Annotated in this window: 14 protein-coding genes; 9 read left to right on the forward strand and 5 right to left on the reverse strand. The window is 69.3% G+C overall.

Annotated features, from left to right (window positions below):
• The coding region (locus J7E89_RS37865) for an amidohydrolase family protein (RefSeq protein WP_214980702.1) at positions 1-909 on the forward strand (909 nt) is incomplete at its 5' end.
• A 25-nt stretch (positions 910-934) separates the two neighbouring features.
• Here J7E89_RS37865 and J7E89_RS37870 read toward each other — a convergent pair.
• The 3 genes from J7E89_RS37870 to J7E89_RS37880 all read right to left on the reverse strand — a co-directional run bounded on the left by J7E89_RS37870 (position 935) and on the right by J7E89_RS37880 (position 4574).
• The gene (locus J7E89_RS37870; RefSeq protein ID WP_214980704.1) at positions 935-1828 is read right to left on the reverse strand and encodes a phosphatase PAP2 family protein; all 894 of its coding nucleotides are present in this window, start codon (positions 1826-1828) and stop codon (positions 935-937) included.
• Positions 1829-1903: 75 nt separating this feature from the next.
• Complete coding sequence (locus J7E89_RS37875) at positions 1904-2923, reverse strand: LacI family DNA-binding transcriptional regulator (RefSeq protein WP_214980706.1); 1020 nt, start codon at positions 2921-2923, stop codon at positions 1904-1906.
• A gap of 25 nt (positions 2924-2948) precedes the next feature.
• Complete coding sequence (locus tag J7E89_RS37880; RefSeq protein ID WP_214980708.1) at positions 2949-4574, reverse strand: glycoside hydrolase family 13 protein; 1626 nt, start codon at positions 4572-4574, stop codon at positions 2949-2951.
• Positions 4575-4883: 309 nt separating this feature from the next.
• Between J7E89_RS37880 and J7E89_RS37885 the strand changes: the two genes are divergently transcribed.
• The 8 genes from J7E89_RS37885 to J7E89_RS37920 all read left to right on the forward strand — a co-directional run bounded on the left by J7E89_RS37885 (position 4884) and on the right by J7E89_RS37920 (position 19148).
• Positions 4884-6158, forward strand: a complete 1275-nt coding sequence (locus tag J7E89_RS37885) for an extracellular solute-binding protein (protein ID WP_214980710.1) — start codon at positions 4884-4886, stop codon at positions 6156-6158.
• A 19-nt stretch (positions 6159-6177) separates the two neighbouring features.
• Positions 6178-7212: a carbohydrate ABC transporter permease gene (locus tag J7E89_RS37890; protein WP_214980712.1), complete on the forward strand. Its 1035-nt coding sequence runs from the start codon at positions 6178-6180 to the stop codon at positions 7210-7212.
• A 44-nt stretch (positions 7213-7256) separates the two neighbouring features.
• Complete coding sequence (locus J7E89_RS37895) at positions 7257-8111, forward strand: sugar ABC transporter permease (RefSeq protein WP_214980723.1); 855 nt, start codon at positions 7257-7259, stop codon at positions 8109-8111.
• A gap of 82 nt (positions 8112-8193) precedes the next feature.
• Entirely contained in the window at positions 8194-9873 is a 1680-nt protein-coding gene (locus J7E89_RS37900; RefSeq protein ID WP_214980714.1) for a glycoside hydrolase family 13 protein, read from the forward strand.
• On the forward strand, positions 9858-10895 hold the full coding sequence (locus J7E89_RS37905) for a LacI family DNA-binding transcriptional regulator (protein WP_214980716.1): 1038 nt from the start codon (positions 9858-9860) through the stop codon (positions 10893-10895). Before J7E89_RS37900 ends, J7E89_RS37905 begins: the two co-directional genes overlap by 16 nt.
• A 393-nt stretch (positions 10896-11288) precedes the next feature.
• Positions 11289-12995 carry a carbohydrate-binding module family 20 domain-containing protein gene (locus J7E89_RS37910; protein WP_214980717.1) on the forward strand — a complete coding sequence of 569 codons (1707 nt, stop codon included), beginning with the start codon at positions 11289-11291 and terminating at the stop codon, positions 12993-12995.
• A gap of 93 nt (positions 12996-13088) precedes the next feature.
• Positions 13089-18374 (forward strand): pullulanase-type alpha-1,6-glucosidase, encoded by a 5286-nt coding sequence (gene pulA, locus J7E89_RS37915; protein ID WP_374196985.1) that lies wholly within the window; start codon positions 13089-13091, stop codon positions 18372-18374.
• Between the two features lie 111 nt (positions 18375-18485).
• The gene (locus tag J7E89_RS37920; RefSeq protein WP_214980719.1) at positions 18486-19148 is read left to right on the forward strand and encodes an HAD family hydrolase; all 663 of its coding nucleotides are present in this window, start codon (positions 18486-18488) and stop codon (positions 19146-19148) included.
• Positions 19149-19324: 176 nt separating this feature from the next.
• Here the strand turns inward: J7E89_RS37920 and J7E89_RS37925 are convergent, their stop codons facing one another.
• Together J7E89_RS37925 and J7E89_RS37930 are read right to left on the reverse strand one after the other, a co-directional pair.
• On the reverse strand, positions 19325-19810 hold the full coding sequence (locus J7E89_RS37925) for a hypothetical protein (protein WP_214980721.1): 486 nt from the start codon (positions 19808-19810) through the stop codon (positions 19325-19327).
• Between the two features lie 12 nt (positions 19811-19822).
• Positions 19823-20973: hypothetical protein (locus J7E89_RS37930; RefSeq protein WP_214980722.1), on the reverse strand; the 1151-nt coding region annotated here is incomplete at its 5' end.

Genomic DNA, 20973 nt, shown 5'->3' on the forward strand with positions numbered 1-20973 from the left:
ATGAGTCTTCTAGGCGGCGACTCCCTGGAGCTGCTAGCCGCGGTCGAGGAGACGGACGACCTTCCCGTACGGCTCCTCCTCGCCCCGTGGTGCATGCCGGGCGCGGACGCCGCCGACCTCGACGAACTCGTCGCCCTCCAGAAGGAGTCCGGCCGGCTCTGGTGCGTCGGCGGCGTCAAGTTCTTCATGGACGGCACGGTCGAGGGCGGCACCGCGTGGCTGGAGCACGCCGACTGCCACGGCCAGGGGACGGAAGCGTTCTGGCCGGACCCGGCGGCGTACACCGCTGCGGTACGCCACCTCCACACGGCAGGCGTACGCACGGCCACCCACGCCATCGGTGACGCCGCCGTGCGCCATGTCCTGGACACCGTCGAATCTCTCGGTGCGAGCGGTCGTCTCCGCCACCGCATCGAGCACATCGAGACCGTCCCCGAGGACCAGATCGCCCGCTTCGCCGAGCTCGGCGTGATCGCCTCGATGCAGCCGCCGCACACCGCGTACACCCGCGCCGACCACACCGACGAATGGTCGAAGCGGCTCGGTGACGAGCGGGCGGCCCGCGCGTGGCGCTGCCGCGATCTGCGGGACGCGGGGGCGGTTCTGGCCCTTGGTTCGGACTGGCCCATCGCGCACTACGACGCCCGCCAGGTGCTGGCGACCGCCCGTGCGCCGCGCGGTGCGGCCGAGGCGGGGCGGTCGCTGACCGGCCTGATGTCTCTGGAGGGCTGTACCACGCATGCGGCGGTGGCGGGGGGTGAGCAGGCGGTATCGGGGCGTATCGCGCCGGGATTGCGTGCCGACCTCACGGCCTTTGCGCTGGACCCCGTGGAGGCGCCGGCCGACGAGGTGGCGCAGGCGCCGGTACGTCTGACCGTGACCGGCGGCAGGATCACACACCGGGGCTGAGGCTTCCCCTACCCGCCCAGGGCGACTACGCCCGCACCGGCCACACCCGGCGGCGGCCCGTCCTGGGCCGGGACGCGTCCTCCGCGACCACCTTCGGCAGGTGGTGCGGAAGCCTGCCGTACCAGCCGCGGCTGAGCGTGTAGCCGAACGCCAGGCAGACCAGGCCGCCGACCGCGTCCAGCCAGAAGTGGTTGGCGGTGGCGACGATCACGACGAGGGTCGCCGTCGGGTAGAGCAGGCCGAGGACCTTCGCCCAGGGGACGGAGGCGAGCGCGAAGATCGTCACGCCGCACCACAGGGACCAGCCGATGTGCATGGAGGGCATCGCGGCGTACTGGTTCGACATGTTCTTGAAGTTGCCGGAAGCCATCGAGCCCCAGGTCTGATGCACCAGAACCGTGTCGATGAATCCCTGCCCGTTCATCAGTCGGGGCGGCGCCAGCGGATACAGGTAGTAGCCGAGCAGGGCGATGCCCGTGGTCGCGAAGAGGACGAGGCGGGTCGCGGCGTAACGCCCGGGATGCCGGCGGAAGAGCCAGACCAGCACGCCGACCGTGACGACGAAGTGCAGCGTCGCGTAGTAGTAGTTCATGGACACGACGAGCCATGTCACCGAGTTCACGGCCCGGTTGACCGTCTCCTCGACCGCGATCCCCAGACTCTGCTCCACCTGCCAGATCCAGTCCGCGTTGCGCAGCGCCGCGCTCTTCTGCTCCGGCACGGCATTGCGGATCAGCGAGTACGTCCAGTAACTGACCGCGATCAGCAGGATCTCGAACCAGATCCGAGGGTGGCGCGGCGCGCGCAACCTTTTCAGAGCAGCAGACCGTGCGGATGGCTGCTGCTCCTCGTCCTCCGCAATGGGTGAGGGATCGGTGGCCGTCCGGCCTTCCAGAGTCTTCACGGTCGCGTCACCCATGGGGAGAGAGTCTGCCAGATGCGCACCACCCTTCCGATCATCCTCCGATCGGGTGACGCGTGCACGTGCTGCGTGCTAGGGACGAGGTCCCGAAGCGGTTGAACCGCGTACTACCAGCTCGGGCATAAAGACGAATTCGCTGTGCGGCGCCGGTGTGCCGCCGACCTCTTCGAGGAGCGTACGGACCGCGGCCTGGCCCATCGCCGTCACCGGCTGTCTGATGGTGGTCAACGGAGGGTCGGTGAACGCTATGAGCGGCGAATCGTCGAAGCCGACCACCGACACCTCACGCGGTACGTCCAGACCGAGCCGGCGGGCGGCGCGGATCGCTCCGAGCGCCATCATGTCGCTGGCGCAGACGATCGCCGTGCACCCCTTCTCGATCAGGGCCGAGGCGGCGGCCTGACCGCCCTCCAGGGTGTAGAGGGAGTGCTGTATCAGCTCCTCCGCCTCCTCGGGGGTGAGGCCCAGCCGCTCCTGCATGGCGGCCCGGAATCCCTCGATCTTGCGGAGTACGGGAACGAACCGCTTCGGGCCGACGGCCAGGCCGATCGCGGTGTGGCCCAGCGACGCCAGGTGCGTCACGGCCAGCCGCATCGCCGCCCGGTCGTCGGGGGAGATGAAGGGCGCCTGCACCTTCGGCGAGAAGCCGTTGACGAGAACGAAGGGAACACCCTGGGCGCGCAGCTGCTCGTAACGCTGCATGTCGGCCGTGGTGTCCGCGTGGAGCCCGGAGACGAAGATGATGCCGGAGACGCCCCGGTCCACCAGCATCTCGGTGAGCTCGTCCTCGGTGGAGCCGCCGGGGGTCTGGGTGGCGAGGACCGGCGTGTAGCCCTGGCGGGTCAGCCCCTGGCCGATGACCTGGGCCAGGGCCGGGAAGATCGGGTTCTCGAGCTCGGGGGTTATGAGACCGACCAGTCCCGCGCTGCGCCTGCGCAGGCGGACGGGGCGCTCGTATCCGAGGACGTCGAGCGCGGCAAGTACGGATTCGCGGGTGGCCGCGGCAACCCCGGGTTTGCCGTTGAGCACGCGGCTGACCGTCGCTTCACTGACCCCCGCCTGGGCTGCGATGTCGGCAAGCCGTGCGGTCATGGGAGTGGACTGTACCGGGCGCATGTCAGATTGCCCACCAAGCGCAGGAATCGGGCGGGAGGGTGACCGTATCGCCGTCGATCGACGGGGTCGCGGACGCGATCAGCAGGCGGCCCGGGGTGGGGAGTTCGGCGGGGCGGGGTGTGGTGTTGAGGGTGCAGACGAAGCCGGGGCGGCTGAACATGAGCAGGCCGTCGGGATACCCGCCCGGGGCCTGCTCCCAGCTCATCGGGCCGTCGCCCAGACCCGGGAATTCACGGCGCAGGGCGAGCGCGGAGCGGTAGAGCTCCAGGGTGGACCGCGGGTCCCTGGTCTGGGCTTCTACGGTCAGGGTCTTCCAGGTGTCGGGCTGCGGCAGCCAGGACGGGGCGGCGGCCTCGGGGGAGAAGCCGTACGGCGGTGCGTCTCCCGACCAGGGCATCGGCACCCTCGATCCGTCGCGCAGGCCGTCCTGGCCGTCGCTGCGGAAGAAGGACGGATCCTGGCGGACCTCGTCGGGCAGGTCGGTGACCTCGGGCAGCCCCAGCTCCTCGCCCTGGTAGAGGTACGCCGAACCGGGCAGCGCCAGCATGAGCAGCGCGGCGGCGCGGGCCCGGCGCAGGCCCAGGGCGTCGTCCCCGCCGCCGTACCGGGTGAGGTGGCGGACCACGTCGTGGTTGGACAGGACCCAGGTCGTGGGGGCGCCGACGAGGGTGGTCGCGGCCAGCGACGTCTCGATCACCGCGCGCATCGCCTGGGCGTCCCACGGACAGTTCAGGAACTGGAAGTTGAACGCCTGGTGCAGCTCGTCGGGGCGTACGTACAGGGCCAGCCGCTCGGGAGTGGGGGCCCATGCCTCGGCGACGCCGATGCGCTCGCCGTCGTACGAGTCGAGCAGCCGGCGCCAGGAGCGGTGAATGTCGTGCACGCCGTCCTGGTCGAAGAACGGCAGGACCTGGGTGCCGATCATCTTGGCCTGCTCGCGGGCGCCGATGTCGGGCAGCCCCTCGGCCTTGACCATGCCGTGGGCGACGTCGACACGGAAGCCGTCCACGCCGAGGCCCAGCCAGAAGCGCAGGATCGAGTCGAATTCCTCGTGGACCTCGGGGTTGTGCCAGTTGAGGTCGGGCTGCTCGGGCGCGAAGAGGTGCAGGTACCAGTCGCCGTCGGGGGTGCGGGTCCAGGCCGGGCCGCCGAAGACCGACTCCCAGTCGTTGGGCGGGAGCTCGCCGTTCGCGCCCCGGCCGGGATGGAAGTGGTAGCGCTCGCGGGCCGGGCCGCCCTGCTGGTCGGCCAGTGCGGCGCGGAACCACGCGTGCTGGTCGGAGGTGTGGTTCGGGACGACGTCGACGATCACGCGCAGGTTCAAGTCGTGCGCCGTGTTGATCAGTTCGGCGGCGTCGTCGAGGGTGCCGAAGATCGGGTCCACGGTGCGGTAGTCGGCCACGTCATAGCCGCCGTCGGCCTGGGGCGAGGCGTAGAAGGGGGTCAGCCAGACGGCGTCGGCGCCCAGCGCGGCCACATGCGGCAGGCGTTCGCGGATGCCGCGCAGATCGCCGATGCCGTCGCCGTCGCTGTCGGCGAAGGAGCGCACGTACACCTGGTAGATGACGGCGTCGCGCCACCAGCCGCGCTCCGGGGCCGTCCGGGTGGGTGCGAGCTCCTGCGTCATGAAGATCCCTCTCGTATACGGGGGCGGGCCGGTCCTGGGTCGGTCTACGAGATCAACGCTGGTGCACCTCGAAAGTAACAGGGCTGCAAGTCCTTGCGGTAGTGCTTGCAGATAGGGCAGCAAGCCCGTTAGCCCCTGCGCGCACTGGCTGACAAGGGGCTCGGCGGCAACCGTGAGGACACGCCGATGTAACGATCGGCTGCTCTTGCGGAAAATCTTCGCAAGCTCTTTCGGTCTTCTTTCATCCTTGTTACGTTCCTCGACGACCCGGCGCCGCGACGGAGCGGTTCGGCAGTTGAAGGAGTTCAGATGCGACGTGGCATAACGGCCACCGCCCTGGTCGCGACCCTGGCGCTCGCGGCGACCGCATGTGGCGGAGACGACGGTGGCACCGGTGACAAGAAGGCTTCGGGCAAGCTGTCCGGCACTGTCACCTGGTGGGACACCTCTACCGTCGGCAGTGAGGACAAGGTCTTCAAGAAGCTGGCGGAAGGCTTCGAGGAGAAGCACCCGGACGTCGACGTGAAGTACGTCAACGTGCCGTTCGGTGAGGCGCAGAACAAGTTCAAGAACGCCGCCCAGTCCGGCTCCGGCGCCCCCGACGTGATCCGCTCCGAGGTCGCCTGGACCCCGGAGTTCGCGGACCTCGGCTACCTCGCCCCGCTGGACGGCACGGCCGCGCTCAAGGACGACAAGGACTTCCTGGCGCAGGCCGCGGCCAGCACCCAGTACAAGGGCAAGACGTACGCGGTGCCGCAGGTCATCGACTCGATGGGCCTCTTCTACAACGAGAAGATCTTCAAGGACGCCGGCGTCGAGGTGCCCAAGAGCATCGACGAGCTGAAGACCGTATCGAAGAAGATCAAGGACAAGACCGGCAAGACCGGCCTCTACCTGCGCGGCGACGACGCGTACTGGTTCCTGTCCTTCCTCTACGGCGAGGGCGGCGACCTGGTCGACGCCAAGAGCAAGAGCGTCACGGTCGACCAGGAGCCCGGCGTCAAGGCGCTGAAGGTCGTCAAGGAGCTCGTTGACTCCGGTGCTGCCAAGACGGACGCCACCGACGGCTGGGAGAACATGCAGTCGGCGTTCAAGGACGGCAAGGTCGCCATGATGATCAACGGCCCGTGGGCCGTAGCCGACACCTACGCCGGCAAGGAGTTCAAGGACAAGGCCAACCTGGGCATCACCACGGTCCCGGCCGGCAGCAAGGCCCAGGGCGCCCCGCAGGGCGGCCACAACCTCGCCGTCTACGCGGGCTCCAAGAACCTGGAAGCCTCGTACGCCTTCAGCGAGTACATGACCTCCGCCGCGAGCCAGGCCACGGTCGCCAAGGAGCTCAGCCTGCTCCCGACCCGTACGTCGGTCTACTCGCAGCCGGGCGTCTCGGACAACCAGATCGTCGGCTTCTTCAAGCCCGTCGTCGACAAGGCCGTCGAGCGCCCCTGGATCCCGGAGACCGGCAGCCTCTTCGCGCCGCTGGTGACCGAGTACACCAAGGTCCTCACCGGCCAGACCACCCCGGAGAAGGGCGCCAAGACCACCGGCGACCAGTACCGCAAGCTCCTCAAGGGCTGGAAGTAACAGGAAGGCAGGCCGACTGATGGCTGTTCACACCAGCCAGTCGGTGGCGAAGGCCGCGGGCGACGACGTCGCCCGCGGCCCCAGCCGCGGTGCTGGCAGAACTCCGGGCGAGGAGAAGGGCACGGGCATGGGCAAGCTCCGGCGATCGCTCTCGACCCACTGGTACGCCTGGACCATGGTCGCCCCCGTGGTGATCGTGATCGGCGTGATCATCGGGTACCCGCTGTTCCGCGGGATCTACCTGTCGATGACCGATGCCAACGAGCGCAATGTCGAGCGGTCCATTGGTGTCAACCACATGCCCGCGACCTATGAGTTCGTGGGGCTCGACAACTACGCCGACGCGCTCACCGGCGACCAGTTCCTCGGCACCCTCGGCTGGACCCTGGTGTGGACGGTCTCCTGCGTCAGCGTCACGTTCCTGCTGGGGCTGGGACTGGCGAACATCCTCAACCGCAGGATCGCGGGCCGGTCCTTCTACCGGATGATGCTGATCCTGCCGTGGGCCATCCCCGGCTTCGTCTCCGTCTTCGCCTGGCGCTTCCTCTACAACGAGGACCGCGGCTTCCTGAACCGCATCCTGGCCGGCGGCGGCATCGACGCCGTGCCGTGGCTCAACGACCCGACCATGGCGAAGATCTCGGTCATCGCCGTCAACGTCTGGCTCGGTGTGCCGTTCATGATGGTCGCCCTCCTCGGCGGCCTCCAGTCCATCGACAGCGCGCAGTACGAAGCAGCCGAGATGGACGGCGCCAACGCCTGGCAGCGCTTCCGGCACATCACGCTGCCGGGACTGCGCCCCGTCAGCGCCACCGTGATCCTGCTGAGCACGATCTGGACCTTCAACATGTTCCCGGTGATCTTCCTGCTGACGCGCGGCGGACCCGGCGAAGCCACCCAGATCCTGGTCACCCAGGCGTTCAAGTTCTCCTTCGAGATCAGCCCCCGCGACTTCGCGCAGTCCTCCACCTGGGGCGTACTGATCCTGATCCTCCTGATGCTCTTCGCCGCGGTCTACCGGCGAGTGCTCCGCAAGCAGGGAGATGTCTGGTGACCACCTACACCGACGCCCAAGTCCCTCCTGGCAGCAAGGTCGCCATGGCCCCCGCCGCGCCGAACGCCCCGCTCCGCGGCCGGCGCTCCCCGCTGGCCTCCGTCGGCCTGCACGTCACGCTCGTCGTGGCGTCCGTGATCGCCGTGTTCCCCGTGCTGTGGGTCCTGCTGACCTCGCTCAAGCCGCCGGCGTACGCGACGAGCACCGACTTCTTCAAAGACACGACGTTCGTGAACTACACGAACCTGCTCAACGACACCCCGTTCCTCACCTGGTTCGGGAACTCGCTGCTCGTGGCCGGTCTGACCACGGTCGTCGGTGTCTTCGTCGCCGCCACCACCGGCTACGCCGTGAGCCGCTTCCGGTTCCCCGGCAAGCGCGGCCTGATGTGGACCCTGCTCATCACGCAGATGTTCCCCGTCGCGGTCCTGATCGTGCCGATCTACAACATCATGTCGAGCATGGGCCTGCTCAACCAGCCGGTCGGTCTGGTGATCACCTACCTCACGATCGCCGTGCCGTTCTGCGCCTGGATGATGAAGGGTTTCTTCGACACCATCCCGCGCGAGATCGACGAATCGGGCCAGGTCGACGGCCTCACCCCGTTCGGCACCTTCTGGCGGCTCATCCTGCCGCTCGCCAAGCCCGGCATCGCGGTGACCGCGTTCTACTCCTTCGTCACCGCCTGGGGCGAAGTGGCGTACGCCTCCGCCTTCATGGTCGGCGACGAGAACCTGACCCTCGCGGGCGGCCTCCAGAAGTTCGTCAACCAGTACGGCGCCCAGTGGGGCCCGATGGCCGCCGCCTCCGTGCTCATCGCGATCCCGGCCGCGCTGGTCTTCCTCTTCGCCCAGCGCCACCTGGTGACCGGCGTGTCCGCCGGAGCGGTAAAGGGCTAGCGCTCTCTTCTCATACGTCGGCGGCGCCGGACCAGCACACAGGACCCGGCGCCGCTCCCACCCCATGACTTCCAGGGACGACATGACCCAGCACCTCGCTGCTCCCACCGCCCCCACCAGTGGCCCCAGCACTGAAGACCGGCACACCGGCTGGTGGCGTGACGCGGTGATCTACCAGGTCTATCCGCGCAGTTTCGCCGACGGAAACGGCGACGGCATGGGCGATCTCGAAGGAGTACGCCGCCGCCTCCCGTACCTGAAGGACCTCGGCGTCGACGCTGTCTGGCTCAGCCCCTTCTACGCGTCCCCGCAGGCCGACGCCGGCTACGACGTCGCCGACTACCGGGCCATCGACCCCATGTTCGGCACCCTCCTCGACGCCGACGCCCTGATACGCGACGCCCACGACCTGGGCCTGCGCATCATCGTCGACCTGGTGCCCAACCACTCCTCCGACCAGCACGAGTGGTTCAAGCGCGCACTCAAGGAGGGCCCCGGCTCCGCCCTGCGCGAGCGCTACCACTTCCGGCCCGGCAAGGGCGACGACGGCGAACTCCCCCCGAACGACTGGGAGTCCATCTTCGGCGGCCCCGCCTGGACGCGCACCACCAACCCCGACGGCCGGCCCGGCGACTGGTACTTGCACCTGTTCGCGCCCGAGCAGCCCGACTTCAACTGGGAACACCCGGCCGTCGCCGACGAGTTCCGGTCCATCCTGCGGTTCTGGCTCGACATGGGCGTGGACGGCTTCCGTATCGACGTGGCGCACGGTCTGGTCAAGGCGGACGGCCTCCCCGACCTCGGCAGCCATGACCAGCTGAAGCTGCTCGGCAATGACGTCATGCCGTTCTTCGATCAGGACGGCGTCCACGAGATCTACCGCTCCTGGCGGCAGATCCTCGACGAGTACCCGGGCGAGCGCATCGGCGTGGCCGAGGCCTGGACGCCGACCGTTGAGCGTACGGCCAACTACGTGCGCCCCGACGAGCTGCACCAGGCCTTCAACTTCCAGTACCTCGGCACCGACTGGGACGCGGCCGCGCTGCGCGAGGTCATCGACGTATCGCTCGCCGCGATGCGACCGGTCGACGCCCCCGCGACCTGGGTTCTGTCCAACCACGACGTGACGCGGCACGCGACCCGCTTCGCCAACCCGCCGGGCCTCGGCACGCAGATCCGTACCCCCGGCGACCGCGAGCTCGGCCTGCGCCGGGCCCGCGCGGCGACGCTGCTGATGCTGGCGCTGCCGGGGTCGGCGTACATCTACCAGGGCGAGGAGCTCGGCCTGCCCGACGTCACCGACCTGCCCGACGAGGCCCGCCAGGACCCGTCGTTCTTCCGCGCGGAGGGCCGGGACGGCTTCCGCGACGGATGCAGGGTGCCGATCCCGTGGACGGCCGGGGGGCCGTCCCACGGCTTCGGTACGGGCGGCAGCTGGCTGCCGCAGCCGGCCGGCTGGGGCGGGCTGAGCGTCGAGACGCAGACCGGCGACCCCGGCTCGACCCTGGAGCTCTACCGCTCCGCACTGGCCGTACGCCGCGAACACCCGGGCCTCGGGGCGGGCACGGACGTGGCATGGCTGGACGCGCCCGAGGGCGTGGTGGCCCTGGCCCGCGAGGGCTTCGTCTGCACGGTCAACACGACGGGCGCGGCGGTACGCATCCCCGCCCCCGGCCGCATCCTGCTCGCCAGCGGCGAAGTGTCCTTCGCCGAGGGGGACTTCGAGCTGCCGGCAGACACCACGGTGTGGTGGACGGTGTGACCGTTCCCGCGCCGCGGCTGGCGCACATCGCGGAGCACGCCTCCGTCAGTGAGGCCACCGTGAGCCGGGTACTGAACGGCAAGCCGGGCGTCGCGGACACCACGCGCCAGCGGGTGCTCGCGGCGCTCGACGTACTCGGGTACGAACGCCCGGTCCGGCTGCGGCGGCGCAGCGCGGGTCTGATCGGGTTGGTCACGCCGGAGCTGACCAACCCGATCTTCCCGGCGTTCGCCCAGGTCGTGGAGCAGGTCCTGGCAGGGCACGGCTACACGCCGGTGCTCTGCACCCAGCTGCCGGGCGGGGTCACCGAGGACGAGCTGGTCGAGCAGCTGGTGGAGCGGGGCGTCGGCGGCATCGTCTTCCTGTCCGGGCTGCACGCCGACCTCTCGTCCGACCCCGCGCGTTACGAGCGGCTGGCGGCGCGCGGGGTCCCGTACGTCCTCATCAACGGCTACAACGAGGCGATCAGCGCGCCCTTCGTGTCACCGGACGACCACGCCGCGATGCGGATGGCGGTAACCCACCTCGCCGAGCTGGGCCACGAGCGGATCGGCCTGGCGGTGGGCCCGCAGCGGTACGTGCCGTCGCGCCGCAAGCGGGAGGGTTTCGTCGACGCGCTCGGCAGCACGCTGCGGACGCCGCGCGCCGAAGCCGAACTCCTCGTCCAGCACACGCTGTTCAGCGTCGAGGGCGGCCAGGTCGCGGCCGGTGCGCTGCTCGACGCGGGGTGTACGGGCATCGTCTGCGGCAGCGACATGATGGCGCTGGGCGTGGTGCGAGCGGTGCGCGAGCGCGGCTTGGACGTCCCGGACGACATCTCGGTGGTGGGCTTCGACGACTCGCAGCTGATCGCCTTCACCGACCCGCCGCTGACCACGGTGCGCCAGCCGGTGCAGGCGATGGCGACGGCGGCGGTCGGCGCGCTGCTGGAGGAGCTGGGCGGAAGCCCGGTGCAGCGTACGGAGTACGTGTTCCAGCCGGAGCTGGTAGTACGGGGCTCCACGGCGCAGAAGCGCGCGTAGCGGAGCGGGGGGCAGGGGGAGCCCGGGACCCTGCCCTGGTCGGGCCGCGGGGAATCGATGGCCCCGGGGTCTCCCTGTCGTACCCGACCCGGCCGGACGGGCGCGTGGAGCCCGGACGTGCCGGGACCCCCGGCCGGCCGAGCCGGAGTCGAGAAGAACGTAGCAGCTGTGCAATAGCTTGCGAAAGAGATTGCAAGAAGGAATCGCGCAGATTTCCCGCAGGTTAGCGGACTGTGTCGCAAGGGTTGACCGCGCTGATGAGGGCTCGTACGGTCTGCCCCGCGGCAAGTTTTCAACTATTGCTGCAAGAACATTCAGGCCTTGAGGGCAAGGCGCGTTGCCACGCGAGGCTGCACCGTCGCACCCGCACCTCCCCCCATGCAGGAGGAAACAATGGCTCGCAGACCTTTCTCTGCCGCGCTCGCCCTCGCCCTCACCGCCGGAGCGGGACTGCTCGTGGCGCCCGCGGGCACCGCACAGGCGGCCCCGCCCGGCGATAAGGACGTCACCGCCGTCCTCTTCGAGTGGAAGTTCGACTCGGTTGCCCAGGAGTGCACGCGGACCCTCGGACCGGCCGGTTACGGCTTCGTCCAGGTATCCCCTCCGCAGGAGCACATCCAGGGCGGCCAGTGGTGGACCTCGTACCAGCCGGTGAGCTACAAGATCGCGGGACGGCTCGGTGACCGCGCCGCGTTCGCGAACATGGTCAGCGCCTGCCACGGGACGGGCGTGAAGGTCATCGCCGACAGCGTCATCAACCACATGGCGGCCGGCAACGGCACCGGTACCGGCGGCTCGTCGTACGAGAAGTACAACTACCCCGGCACCTACGCGGGCGCGGACCTGGACGACTGCCGCTCGAACATCACCAACTACGGCGACCGGGGCAACGTACAGAACTGCGAGCTCGTCGGGCTCGCCGATCTGGACACCGGCGAGGACTACGTGCGCGGCCGGATCGCGGCGTACCTGAACGACCTGCTCTCGCTCGGCGTCGACGGCTTCCGCATCGACGCGGCCAAGCACATGCCGGCCGCCGACCTCGCGAACATCAAGACGCGGCTGAACAACCCCGGCGTGTACTGGAAGCACGAGGCCATCCACGGAGCCGGTGAGGCGGTCTCCCCGGGCGAGTACCTGGGCTCGGGCGACGTGCAGGAGTTCCGGTACGGCCGGGGCCTCAAGCAGGTCTTCAACAACGAGAACCTCTCCAACCTCAAGAACTACGGCGAGGGCTGGGGCTTCATGGAGAGCGGCAAGTCCGCGGTCTTCGTGGACAACCACGACACCGAGCGCGGCGGCGACACCCTCAGCTACAAGGACGGCGCCAACTACACGCTCGCCAGCGTGTTCATGCTCGCCTGGCCGTACGGCTCCCCGGACGTCCACTCCGGCTACGAGTTCTCCGCCCACGACGCGGGACCGCCCAACGGCGGAACCGTGAACGCCTGCTACAGCGACGGGTGGAAGTGCCAGCACGACTGGAACGAGATCAAGAGCATGGTCGGCTTCCGGAACGTGGCGCGCGGTCAGGGCGTCACGAACTGGTGGGACAACGGCGGTGACCAGATCGCGTTCGGGCGCGGCGACAAGGCGTACGTCGCGATCAACCACGAGGGCTCCTCGCTGACCCGCACCTTCCAGACCTCGCTCGCCGCCGGCACCTACTGCGACGTCCAGAACAACACCGCCGTGACGGTCAACAGCTCCGGCCAGTTCACGGCCACCCTCGGTGCCAACACCGCCGTCGCACTCCACGTGAACGCCAGGACGTGCGGCAGTGGCGGCACCGGCCCGGTGCCGGTCTCCGCCGGCGCCTCCTTCAACGTCAACGCCACGACCACCGTCGGCCAGAACATCTACGTCACCGGCAACCAGGCCGCACTCGGCAACTGGAACACCGCCGGCGCGCTCAAGCTCGACCCGGCGGGCTACCCGGTGTGGAAGCTCGACGTCTCCATGCCCGCCGGCACGTCCTTCGAGTACAAGTACATCCGCAAGGACGCCTCCGGCAACGTCACCTGGGAAAGCGGCGCCAACCGTACGGCGACCGTCCCCGCGAGCGGCAAGGCCACGCTGAACGACACCTGGCGCAGCTGACCGCCCGCCCGTCTCCCCTCCCCGTACTCTCCGCACATCCGAGGAGTTCTCGCTGTGATACGCCCGCCCCTGCGAAGAGCGGCCGTCGGCGTCGTGAGTGTGGCGCTTTGCGCCGCGCTCGCGCCCGCCGTACCGGCCGCCGCCGCGAAGCCGCCCGCCCCGCCGTCGGACAAGGCGCTCGCCGCCGAACCCGCGCGGCACGACCTGACCCGGGAGCAGTTCTACTTCGTACTGCCCGACCGGTTCGCGAACGGCGACGCGTCGAACGACAGGGGCGGGCTCACCGGCTCACGCCTCGAAACGGGCTACGACCCCACCGACAAGGGCTTCTACCAGGGCGGCGACCTCAAGGGCCTCACCCGGAAGCTCGACTACATCAAGAACCTCGGCACCACCTCCATCTGGATGGCGCCGATCTTCAAGAACAAGCCCGTGCAGGGCACCGGCAAGGACGCCTCCGCCGGCTACCACGGCTACTGGATCACCGACTTCACCCAGGTCGACCCCCACTTCGGCACCAACGCCGACCTGGAGACCCTGATCGACAAGGCCCATGCCAAGGGCATGAAGGTCTTCTTCGACGTCATCACCAACCACACCGCCGACACCGTCGACTACGCCGAGAAGAAGTACGGCTACCGTCCCAAGGGCGCGTACCCCTACCTCGACAGGTCCGGCCGGCCCTTCGACGACCGCGAGGGCGTCCCCGCCACGGACGCCGACACCTTCCCGTACACGCCCCAGCGGGCCACGGCCGAGAAGAAGGTCCCCGCCTGGCTCAACGACCCGACGATGTACCACAACCGGGGTGACTCGACCTTCGCGGGCGAGAGCTCCGAGTACGGCGACTTCGCCGGACTCGACGACCTGTGGACCGAGCGCCCGGAGGTCGTCGACGGCATGGCGGAGATCTACCAGAGGTGGGTCCGCGACTTCGACATCGACGGCTTCCGCATCGACACCGTCAAGCACGTTGACCTGGACTTCTGGACCGAGTGGGCGACCGCGCTCGACACGTACGCCGCCAAGCGCGGCCGCGACGACTTCTTCATGTTCGGCGAGGTCTACTCGGCCGGCACGGAGGTCACTTCGCCCTACGTGACGCGCGGCCGCCTCGACTCGACCCTCGACTTCCCGCTCCAGGACGCGACCCGCGCGTACGCCTCCCAGGGCGCGCCGGCCGGCAAGCTCGCCAAGGTCTTCGGCGAGGACTTCCGCTACACCACCGACAAGGCCAACGCCTACGAGCAGGTCTCCTTCACCGGCAACCACGACATGGGCCGCATCGGAACCTTCCTCAAGCAGGACAACCCCAACGCGGACGAAGCCGAGCTGCTGAAGCGTGCCCGCCTCGCCAACGAGCTGATGTTCTTCTCGCGCGGCAACCCCGTCATCTACTACGGCGACGAGCAGGGCTTCACCGGCGCCGGCGGCGACAAGGACGCCCGCCAGACCCTCTTCACGTCCAAGACGACCGATTACCTGGACGACGACCAGCTCGGCACGGACCGTACGCACGCCTCCGACGCGTACGACACCACGCACCCCATCTACAAGTCGATCGCCGGGCTCGCGAAGCTGACGAAGGCCCATCCGGCCCTCCGTGACGGCGTACAGCAGGAGCTGCACGCGGAAGGCTCGGTCTACGCCTTCTCCCGTACGGACGCCAAGCGCAAGTCCGAGTACGTCGTCGCCACGAACAACGGCGCCGAGGCGAAGACGGTCGAGCTGAAGGTGGGCTCCGCGAACACCGACTTCCGTGCCCTGTACGGCGCTTCCGCTTCCGAAGCGGTACGCAGCGACGCGAACCGCAAGGTGAAGGTCACCGTGCCCGCGCTGTCGTCCGTCGTACTCCGCGCGGCCGAGCCCCTCCCCGCACCGGCGGCCAAGCCGGCCATCACCCTCAAGGCCCCGGCCGCCGGCGCGACCGGCACCGTCGAGATCAGCGCGGACGTCGACGGCGGGCAGCTCAACCGCGTCGTCTTCGCCGCCCGGACCGGCAACGGCAAGTGGCGCACGCTGGGCTCCGCCGACCACGCCCCGTACAAGGTCACCCAGCACCTGGACCGCGACGTAGCGGCCGGAACCGTCCTCCGCTACAAGGCAGTCGTGGTGGACAGCGCCGGACGCACCGCGAGCGCCCTCGCCTCGACGACGGCGGGCCAGGCCCCCGCGCCCGGCAAGCCCACGGCCGTCGAGCGCGACCACGCCGTCGTGCACTACAAGCGCCCCGACGGCGACTACGACGGGTGGAACCTCAAGTCCGGCGACCGCTCGGCCACCTTCACCGGGCGCGACGCCTACGGCGCCTTCGCGTGGATCAAGCTTGCCGAGGGTGCCTCGTCCCTCCCGTACACCGTCGAGAAGAACGGCACGGCTGACGGTCCGCAACGCACCATGGACCTCAGCCGTACCGGCGAAGTCTGGATCGAGCAGGGCAAGGACGGCCAGGCCACCAAGGCTCCCGACGGCGCGTACCCGCCCCAGGACAAGACCAAGGCCGTCCTCCACTACCAGCGCGCGGACGGCGACTACGACGGCTGGGGTCTGCACACCTGGACCGGCGCGAAGGACCCGACCGACTGGTCCAAGCCGCTGATGCCGGTGAAGAAGGACGCGTACGGCGCGACCTTCGAGGTGCCGCTCGCGGACGGCGCCACCTCCCTCAGCTACATCCTGCACAAGGGCGACGAGAAGGACCTCCCCAGCGACCAGTCCCTCGACCTCGCGACGTACGGTCACGAGGTGTGGATGCTCGCCGGGCAGCCCAAGTACCTGCTGCCACAGACCGGCGGCGCGGCCTCGCTCGACCTGACCAAGGCGGAGGCGCAGTGGATCGACAAGGACACGGTCGTCTGGAAGGTCAAGGCCACCGACGCCACCAGCCAACAGCTCGTGTACGCACAGGGCGGCGGAATCTCCGTCGTTGACGGGGTGCTCTCCGACGAGGGGCGCTGGCTGCGCCTTTCCTCTTCGGCCCTCACCGACGCGCAGAAGGCGAAGTACCCGCACCTCAAGGACTACCCGGCCTTCACCGTCGACCCGCGCGACCGCGACAGGATCCGCGAATCCCTGCGCGGCCAGATCATCGCCACCCAGCGCGCCGCCAACGGCGCCCTGCTCGCCGCCACGGGAGTTCAGCTGCCGGGCGTACTCGACGACACGTACGGCACGGCAGCCACCGAGGCGTCACTCGGCCCGGTCTTCGGCAAGGGCCGCCCGACGCTGTCCCTCTGGGCCCCCACCGCTCAGCACGTCGCCCTGGAACTCGGCGGCAGGACCGTCCCGATGAAGCGCGACGACACGACCGGCGTCTGGTCCGTCACCGGCACCAAGAGCTGGACGGGCAAGCCGTACCGTTACGTCGTGAAGGTGTGGGCGCCGAGCGTCCAGGAGGTCGTCACCAACAAGGTCACCGACCCCTACTCGACCGCGCTCACCGCCGACTCGGCCCGCAGCCTCGTCGTCGACCTCACCGACCCGAAGCTCGCCCCCAAGGGCTGGTCGACGCTCAAGAAGCCGGCGGCAACCCCACTCCGCGACGCACAGATCCAGGAGCTCCACGTCAGGGACTTCTCCGTCGCCGACCGCACCGCCAAGCACCCGGGGGAGTACCTCGCCTTCACCGACCCCGGCTCGAAGGGCATGAAGCACCTCGACAAGCTGGCCAAGGCCGGCACGTCGTACGTCCATCTCCTTCCCGTCTTCGACATCGGCACCATCCCCGAGAAGAAAACCGACCAGCAGCGCCCCGCCTGCGACCTCTCCGTCTACGCACCCGACTCCGACGAGCAGCAGGCGTGCGTCGCGAAGGTTGCGGCGAAGGACGCGTACAACTGGGGCTACGACCCGCTGCACTACACCGTCCCCGAGGGCTCGTACGCCAGTGACCCCGACGGCACCCGTCGCACGGTGGAATTCCGCCGGATGGTCCAGGGCCTGAACAACTCCGGCCTGCGCACGGTCATGGACGTCGTCTACAACCACACCGTGGCCTCCGGCCAGGCGGACAAGTCCGTACTCGACAAGATCGTCCCCGGCTACTACCAGCGGCTGCTGGCCGACGGCACGGTGGCCACGTCCACCTGCTGCGCCAACACCGCACCCGAGAACGCCATGATGGGCAAGCTCGTCGTGGACTCCATCGTCACCTGGGCACGTGACTACAAGGTCGACGGCTTCCGCTTCGACCTCATGGGCCACCACCCGAAGGCGAACATCCTCGCCGTGCGCAAGGCGCTCGACGAGCTGACGCTCGCCCGCGACGGCGTCGACGGCAAGAAGATCGTCCTGTACGGCGAAGGCTGGAACTTCGGCGAGATCGCCGACGACGCCCGCTTCGAACAGGCCACCCAGAAGAACATGGCCGGCACGGGCATCGCGACCTTCTCCGACCGCGCGCGCGACGCGGTGCGCGGCGGCGGCCCCTTCGACGAGGACCCGGGCGTGCAGGGCTTCGCCTCCGGCCTCTACACCGACCCCAACTCCTCGCCGGCCAACGGCACCCCGGCTGAGCAGAAGGCCCGCCTCCTCCGCTACCAGGACCTGATCAAGGTGGGCCTGACCGGCAACCTGGCGGCGTACACCTTCACCGACACAGCCGGCCGTACGGTCAAGGGCTCCGAGGTCGACTACAACGGCGCACCCGCCGGCTACGCGCAGGCCCCCGGCGACGCCCTCGCCTACGCCGACGCCCACGACAACGAAACCCTCTACGACGCCCTGGCCTTCAAGCTGCCGAGCAAGACGTCGGCAGCGGACCGCTCCCGCATGCAGGTCCTGGCGATGGCCACGGCGGCACTCTCCCAGGGCCCGGCACTCTCCCAGTCCGGCAGTGACCTCCTGCGTTCCAAGTCCCTGGACCGCAATTCCTACGACAGCGGTGACTGGTTCAACGCGATCCACTGGGACTGCGGCGACGGCAACGGCTTCGGCCGCGGCCTGCCGCCCGCAGCCGACAACAAAACCAAGTGGCCGTACGCCAAGCCCCTGCTGACGACCCCGACGCTGACACCGGGATGCCGGGAGATCGACGGCGCGGCGGCGGCGTACGAGGACCTGCTGAAGATCCGTACGACGGAGGATGCCTTCAGCCTGACCTCGGCGGACGAGGTCCAGGGGGCGGTCTCCTTCCCCCTCTCCGGCAAGGACGAGACGCCGGGTGTGATCACCATGCGCGCGGGCGACCTGATCGTGGTCTTCAACGCGACCCCGTCGCAGCAGAAGCAGAAGGTCACCGGCCTGGGCGATGCGGGGTACGCCCTGCACCCGGTCCAGGCATCGGGCGCCGACGCGACGGTCAAGAAGTCGACGTACGACCCGCCCACAGCCACCTTCACGGTCCCGGCCCGCACGGTCGCCGTCTTCACCCAGCGGTAGCCCCGACGAGCCGGCTCTCCGCAGCCGAGAGCACCCACGCCCCCTGCCTGGCCCTCGTGGCCGGGACAGGGGGCCTTTCGTCGTACCTGACGTCCGTCTACGCTGCCGATCATGATTCGCGCAGTGGTCTTCGACGTCGGTGAGTGCCTGGTGGACGAGACCCGGGAGTACGGCACCTGGGCCGACTGGCTCGGCGTACCCCGCCATACCTTCGCCGCCATGTTCGGCGCGGTCATCGCCCAGGGCCGCGACTACCAGGACACCTTCCAGGAGTTCCAGCCGGGCTTCGACCTGTACGAGCAGCGCGAAGCCCGCGCCGCCGCCGGGCAGCCAGAGCACTTCGACGAGAGCGATCTGTACCCCGACGTCCGCCCCGCCCTCGCCGCGCTGCGCGAGGCCGGATTGTGGCTTGGCATCGCAGGCAACCAGACTGTCCGCGCCGGCGGCATTTTGCGCGGCCTCTTCGCCGAGGAGGTCGACCTCATCGGCACCTCGGACGACTGGGGCGCCAGCAAACCCGACTCGCTCTTCTTCCAGCGAGTCGCTGAGGCCGTGCCCTTCCAGGCGCACGAGATTCTCTACGTCGGGGACCGTGTCGACAACGACTTGAGGCCCGCAGTCGCTGCGGGTATGGCCACCGCCCTCGTGCACCGGGGGCCGTGGGCCACCATCCAATGGAACACCGACGAGGCAAAGCAGCTGCCGACATTCCGTATCGAGTCGCTGCTCGAACTTCCGGACGCCATCGCCAAATTCAACGCTGGAGTGCACTGACCGTCGCGCGCCACCCGAACATCGCGTCGTCCAGAGCGACGACGGACGGATGGTCGTGCCACGGCTGGAGCGCCCGTCGGACGTCGCGGACGCGATCCATGCCGGTGGCGTACCAGGTCACGGAATGCTGGCCAAGCGCCTGCTGGGGGCCTTCGTGCGTTTTGGCGCAGGGGTGGTCAGGACGCGCGCTCGGCGCCGGCCGGCCAGACGACGTCAACGGGGAGACCGGCTCCGCGCGCGTCGAGTACGACGTCTGCTGTGCCACCGCCCTTGCCCGAGGGAGGCGATCCGTTCCACACGGCGACGAGCCGGTCCGCACGCTTGAGCAGGATCTCGTTCGCCGCCTCGTACGCCCGCCGGTTCGCGGTCTCGAAGGGCATGACGAGGACCTCGTCCGCAGCCGCGTGCAGCCGGTCGAAGAGCCTGGCGTGGTCGGGCTTCACCTTCGCTCGCCGGTAGTCCCGGGAGGGCAGCACGACGACCAGCCGGCCGCCCGCCTCCAGGACGGCCTCCGCGAACAGCGAGTCACTGCCGGCAGCAATGCACGACAGTCCCACGAGGCCCTCCCGGTACGTCCCGAGCAGCTCACGCAGCGCAGCCTTCACCAGCGGCAGGCTCTCCTCGGTCAGGTCCATATGACCGGTCACGGCCAGCGTCACCATGCGACCTCTCCATCAGCTCGACAGCAGGTCGCGGATACTATCGCGGGCCTCCCGGACAGACCGAGCGGCGCCGTGGCCCACGGTGTACGGGTAGAGCTCACCGAGCTGCAGACGCACCCGGCTGGACTGTGTGAGCCGTGCGGCCTCCACCGCGCGGTGAGTCTCCGCCGCGCCGCCCGCCACGTCCCCGACGAGGAAGCGACACTCGGCGAGGCCGATGCGGTCGAGGGCGTGCGAGCGGCCGGCCTCGGGGCCACGGGCAGAGAGCGCGCTACGGATCTCGGCGGCGGCTCGATCCGCGTGCCGCCGTGGATCCTGCCGAGCCAGATCGAGGAATCGACCACCGGTCACTCCGGCAAGTTCGGCCTCGTCGAAGTATGCGATCCAGTACGGCTCTTCTTCGCCGGGCCCCGCACCAGCGAGGGCTTCAACTGCCCGCGCGGTGGCTCGCTGGAATCCCGCAGTACGGCCCTGAGCGGCGTACGCCCACGCCTCACGGGTGTGAAGCATGGCCCGAACGCGCGGACCGATGACGTCGCGGGCCCCCGCCTGGGCGAGGTTGATGAGTTGCAGGGCGTCGTCGGGCCGGTCGCGATAGAGCATCTGCCGGGCCATTCCGGCGAGTACGTTCGCCCCGAACACCACATCGCCCCCAGCGTGCGCGGCCCGCAGCGCAAGGCGGTAGTAGTCCTGTGCGCGGCGCTGCAGTCCGGAATCCCATGACATCGTGGCCGCGGTTCCGGCGAGCTGAGCCATGATTCGATACAGGCGGGTCTCGATGTCCGGGGCCTGGTGCTCGTCGAGTGCGCCCGCGACTTCGTTGAGCTGACCGAGCACAGCCTTTCGGCGCAGCCCGCCGCCGTACCGGTGATCCCACTGCCGGAACGCCCTCGCGGTCGTCTCCAGTTCGTCGATCTCGGTCATTCCGAAGCGCCCTCGTCGGCGTGGCCCCGGCGCCGCGGCGGGCGGCTGTAGCCATCCTTCGAGGGAATCGAGCAGGGCGGCGCCAGTGACCGCCGCTCCGGCTATGGCGCGTGTGATCGTGCGTCGGTCCATCACGAGATCTCTTCCAGTCAGGCGCGAGGCGAGATCCACGGTGGCGTCGGGGCGCCACGGAACGTCGTCCGTCGGTGGTCGTTCCCCCGACGGCGCCGTCGGATGCT

Origin of the sequence: Streptomyces sp. ISL-100 (assembly GCF_018614615.1) — a bacterium.
Lineage (GTDB): Bacteria > Actinomycetota > Actinomycetes > Streptomycetales > Streptomycetaceae > Streptomyces.

What these genes read in the sequence shown, in the direction of transcription:
- J7E89_RS37870 (WP_214980704.1), bottom strand. Translation starts at nt 1,828, where the DNA reads ATGGGTGACGCGACCGTGAAGACTCTGGAAGGCCGGACGGCCACCGAT.
- J7E89_RS37875 (WP_214980706.1), bottom strand. Translation starts at nt 2,923, where the DNA reads ATGACCGCACGGCTTGCCGACATCGCAGCCCAGGCGGGGGTCAGTGAA.
- J7E89_RS37880 (WP_214980708.1), bottom strand. Translation starts at nt 4,574, where the DNA reads ATGACGCAGGAGCTCGCACCCACCCGGACGGCCCCGGAGCGCGGCTGG.
- J7E89_RS37885 (WP_214980710.1), top strand. Translation starts at nt 4,884, where the DNA reads ATGCGACGTGGCATAACGGCCACCGCCCTGGTCGCGACCCTGGCGCTC.
- J7E89_RS37890 (WP_214980712.1), top strand. Translation starts at nt 6,178, where the DNA reads ATGGCTGTTCACACCAGCCAGTCGGTGGCGAAGGCCGCGGGCGACGAC.
- J7E89_RS37895 (WP_214980723.1), top strand. Translation starts at nt 7,257, where the DNA reads ATGGCCCCCGCCGCGCCGAACGCCCCGCTCCGCGGCCGGCGCTCCCCG.
- J7E89_RS37900 (WP_214980714.1), top strand. Translation starts at nt 8,194, where the DNA reads ATGACCCAGCACCTCGCTGCTCCCACCGCCCCCACCAGTGGCCCCAGC.
- J7E89_RS37910 (WP_214980717.1), top strand. Translation starts at nt 11,289, where the DNA reads ATGGCTCGCAGACCTTTCTCTGCCGCGCTCGCCCTCGCCCTCACCGCC.
- J7E89_RS37920 (WP_214980719.1), top strand. Translation starts at nt 18,486, where the DNA reads ATGATTCGCGCAGTGGTCTTCGACGTCGGTGAGTGCCTGGTGGACGAG.
- J7E89_RS37925 (WP_214980721.1), bottom strand. Translation starts at nt 19,810, where the DNA reads ATGGTGACGCTGGCCGTGACCGGTCATATGGACCTGACCGAGGAGAGC.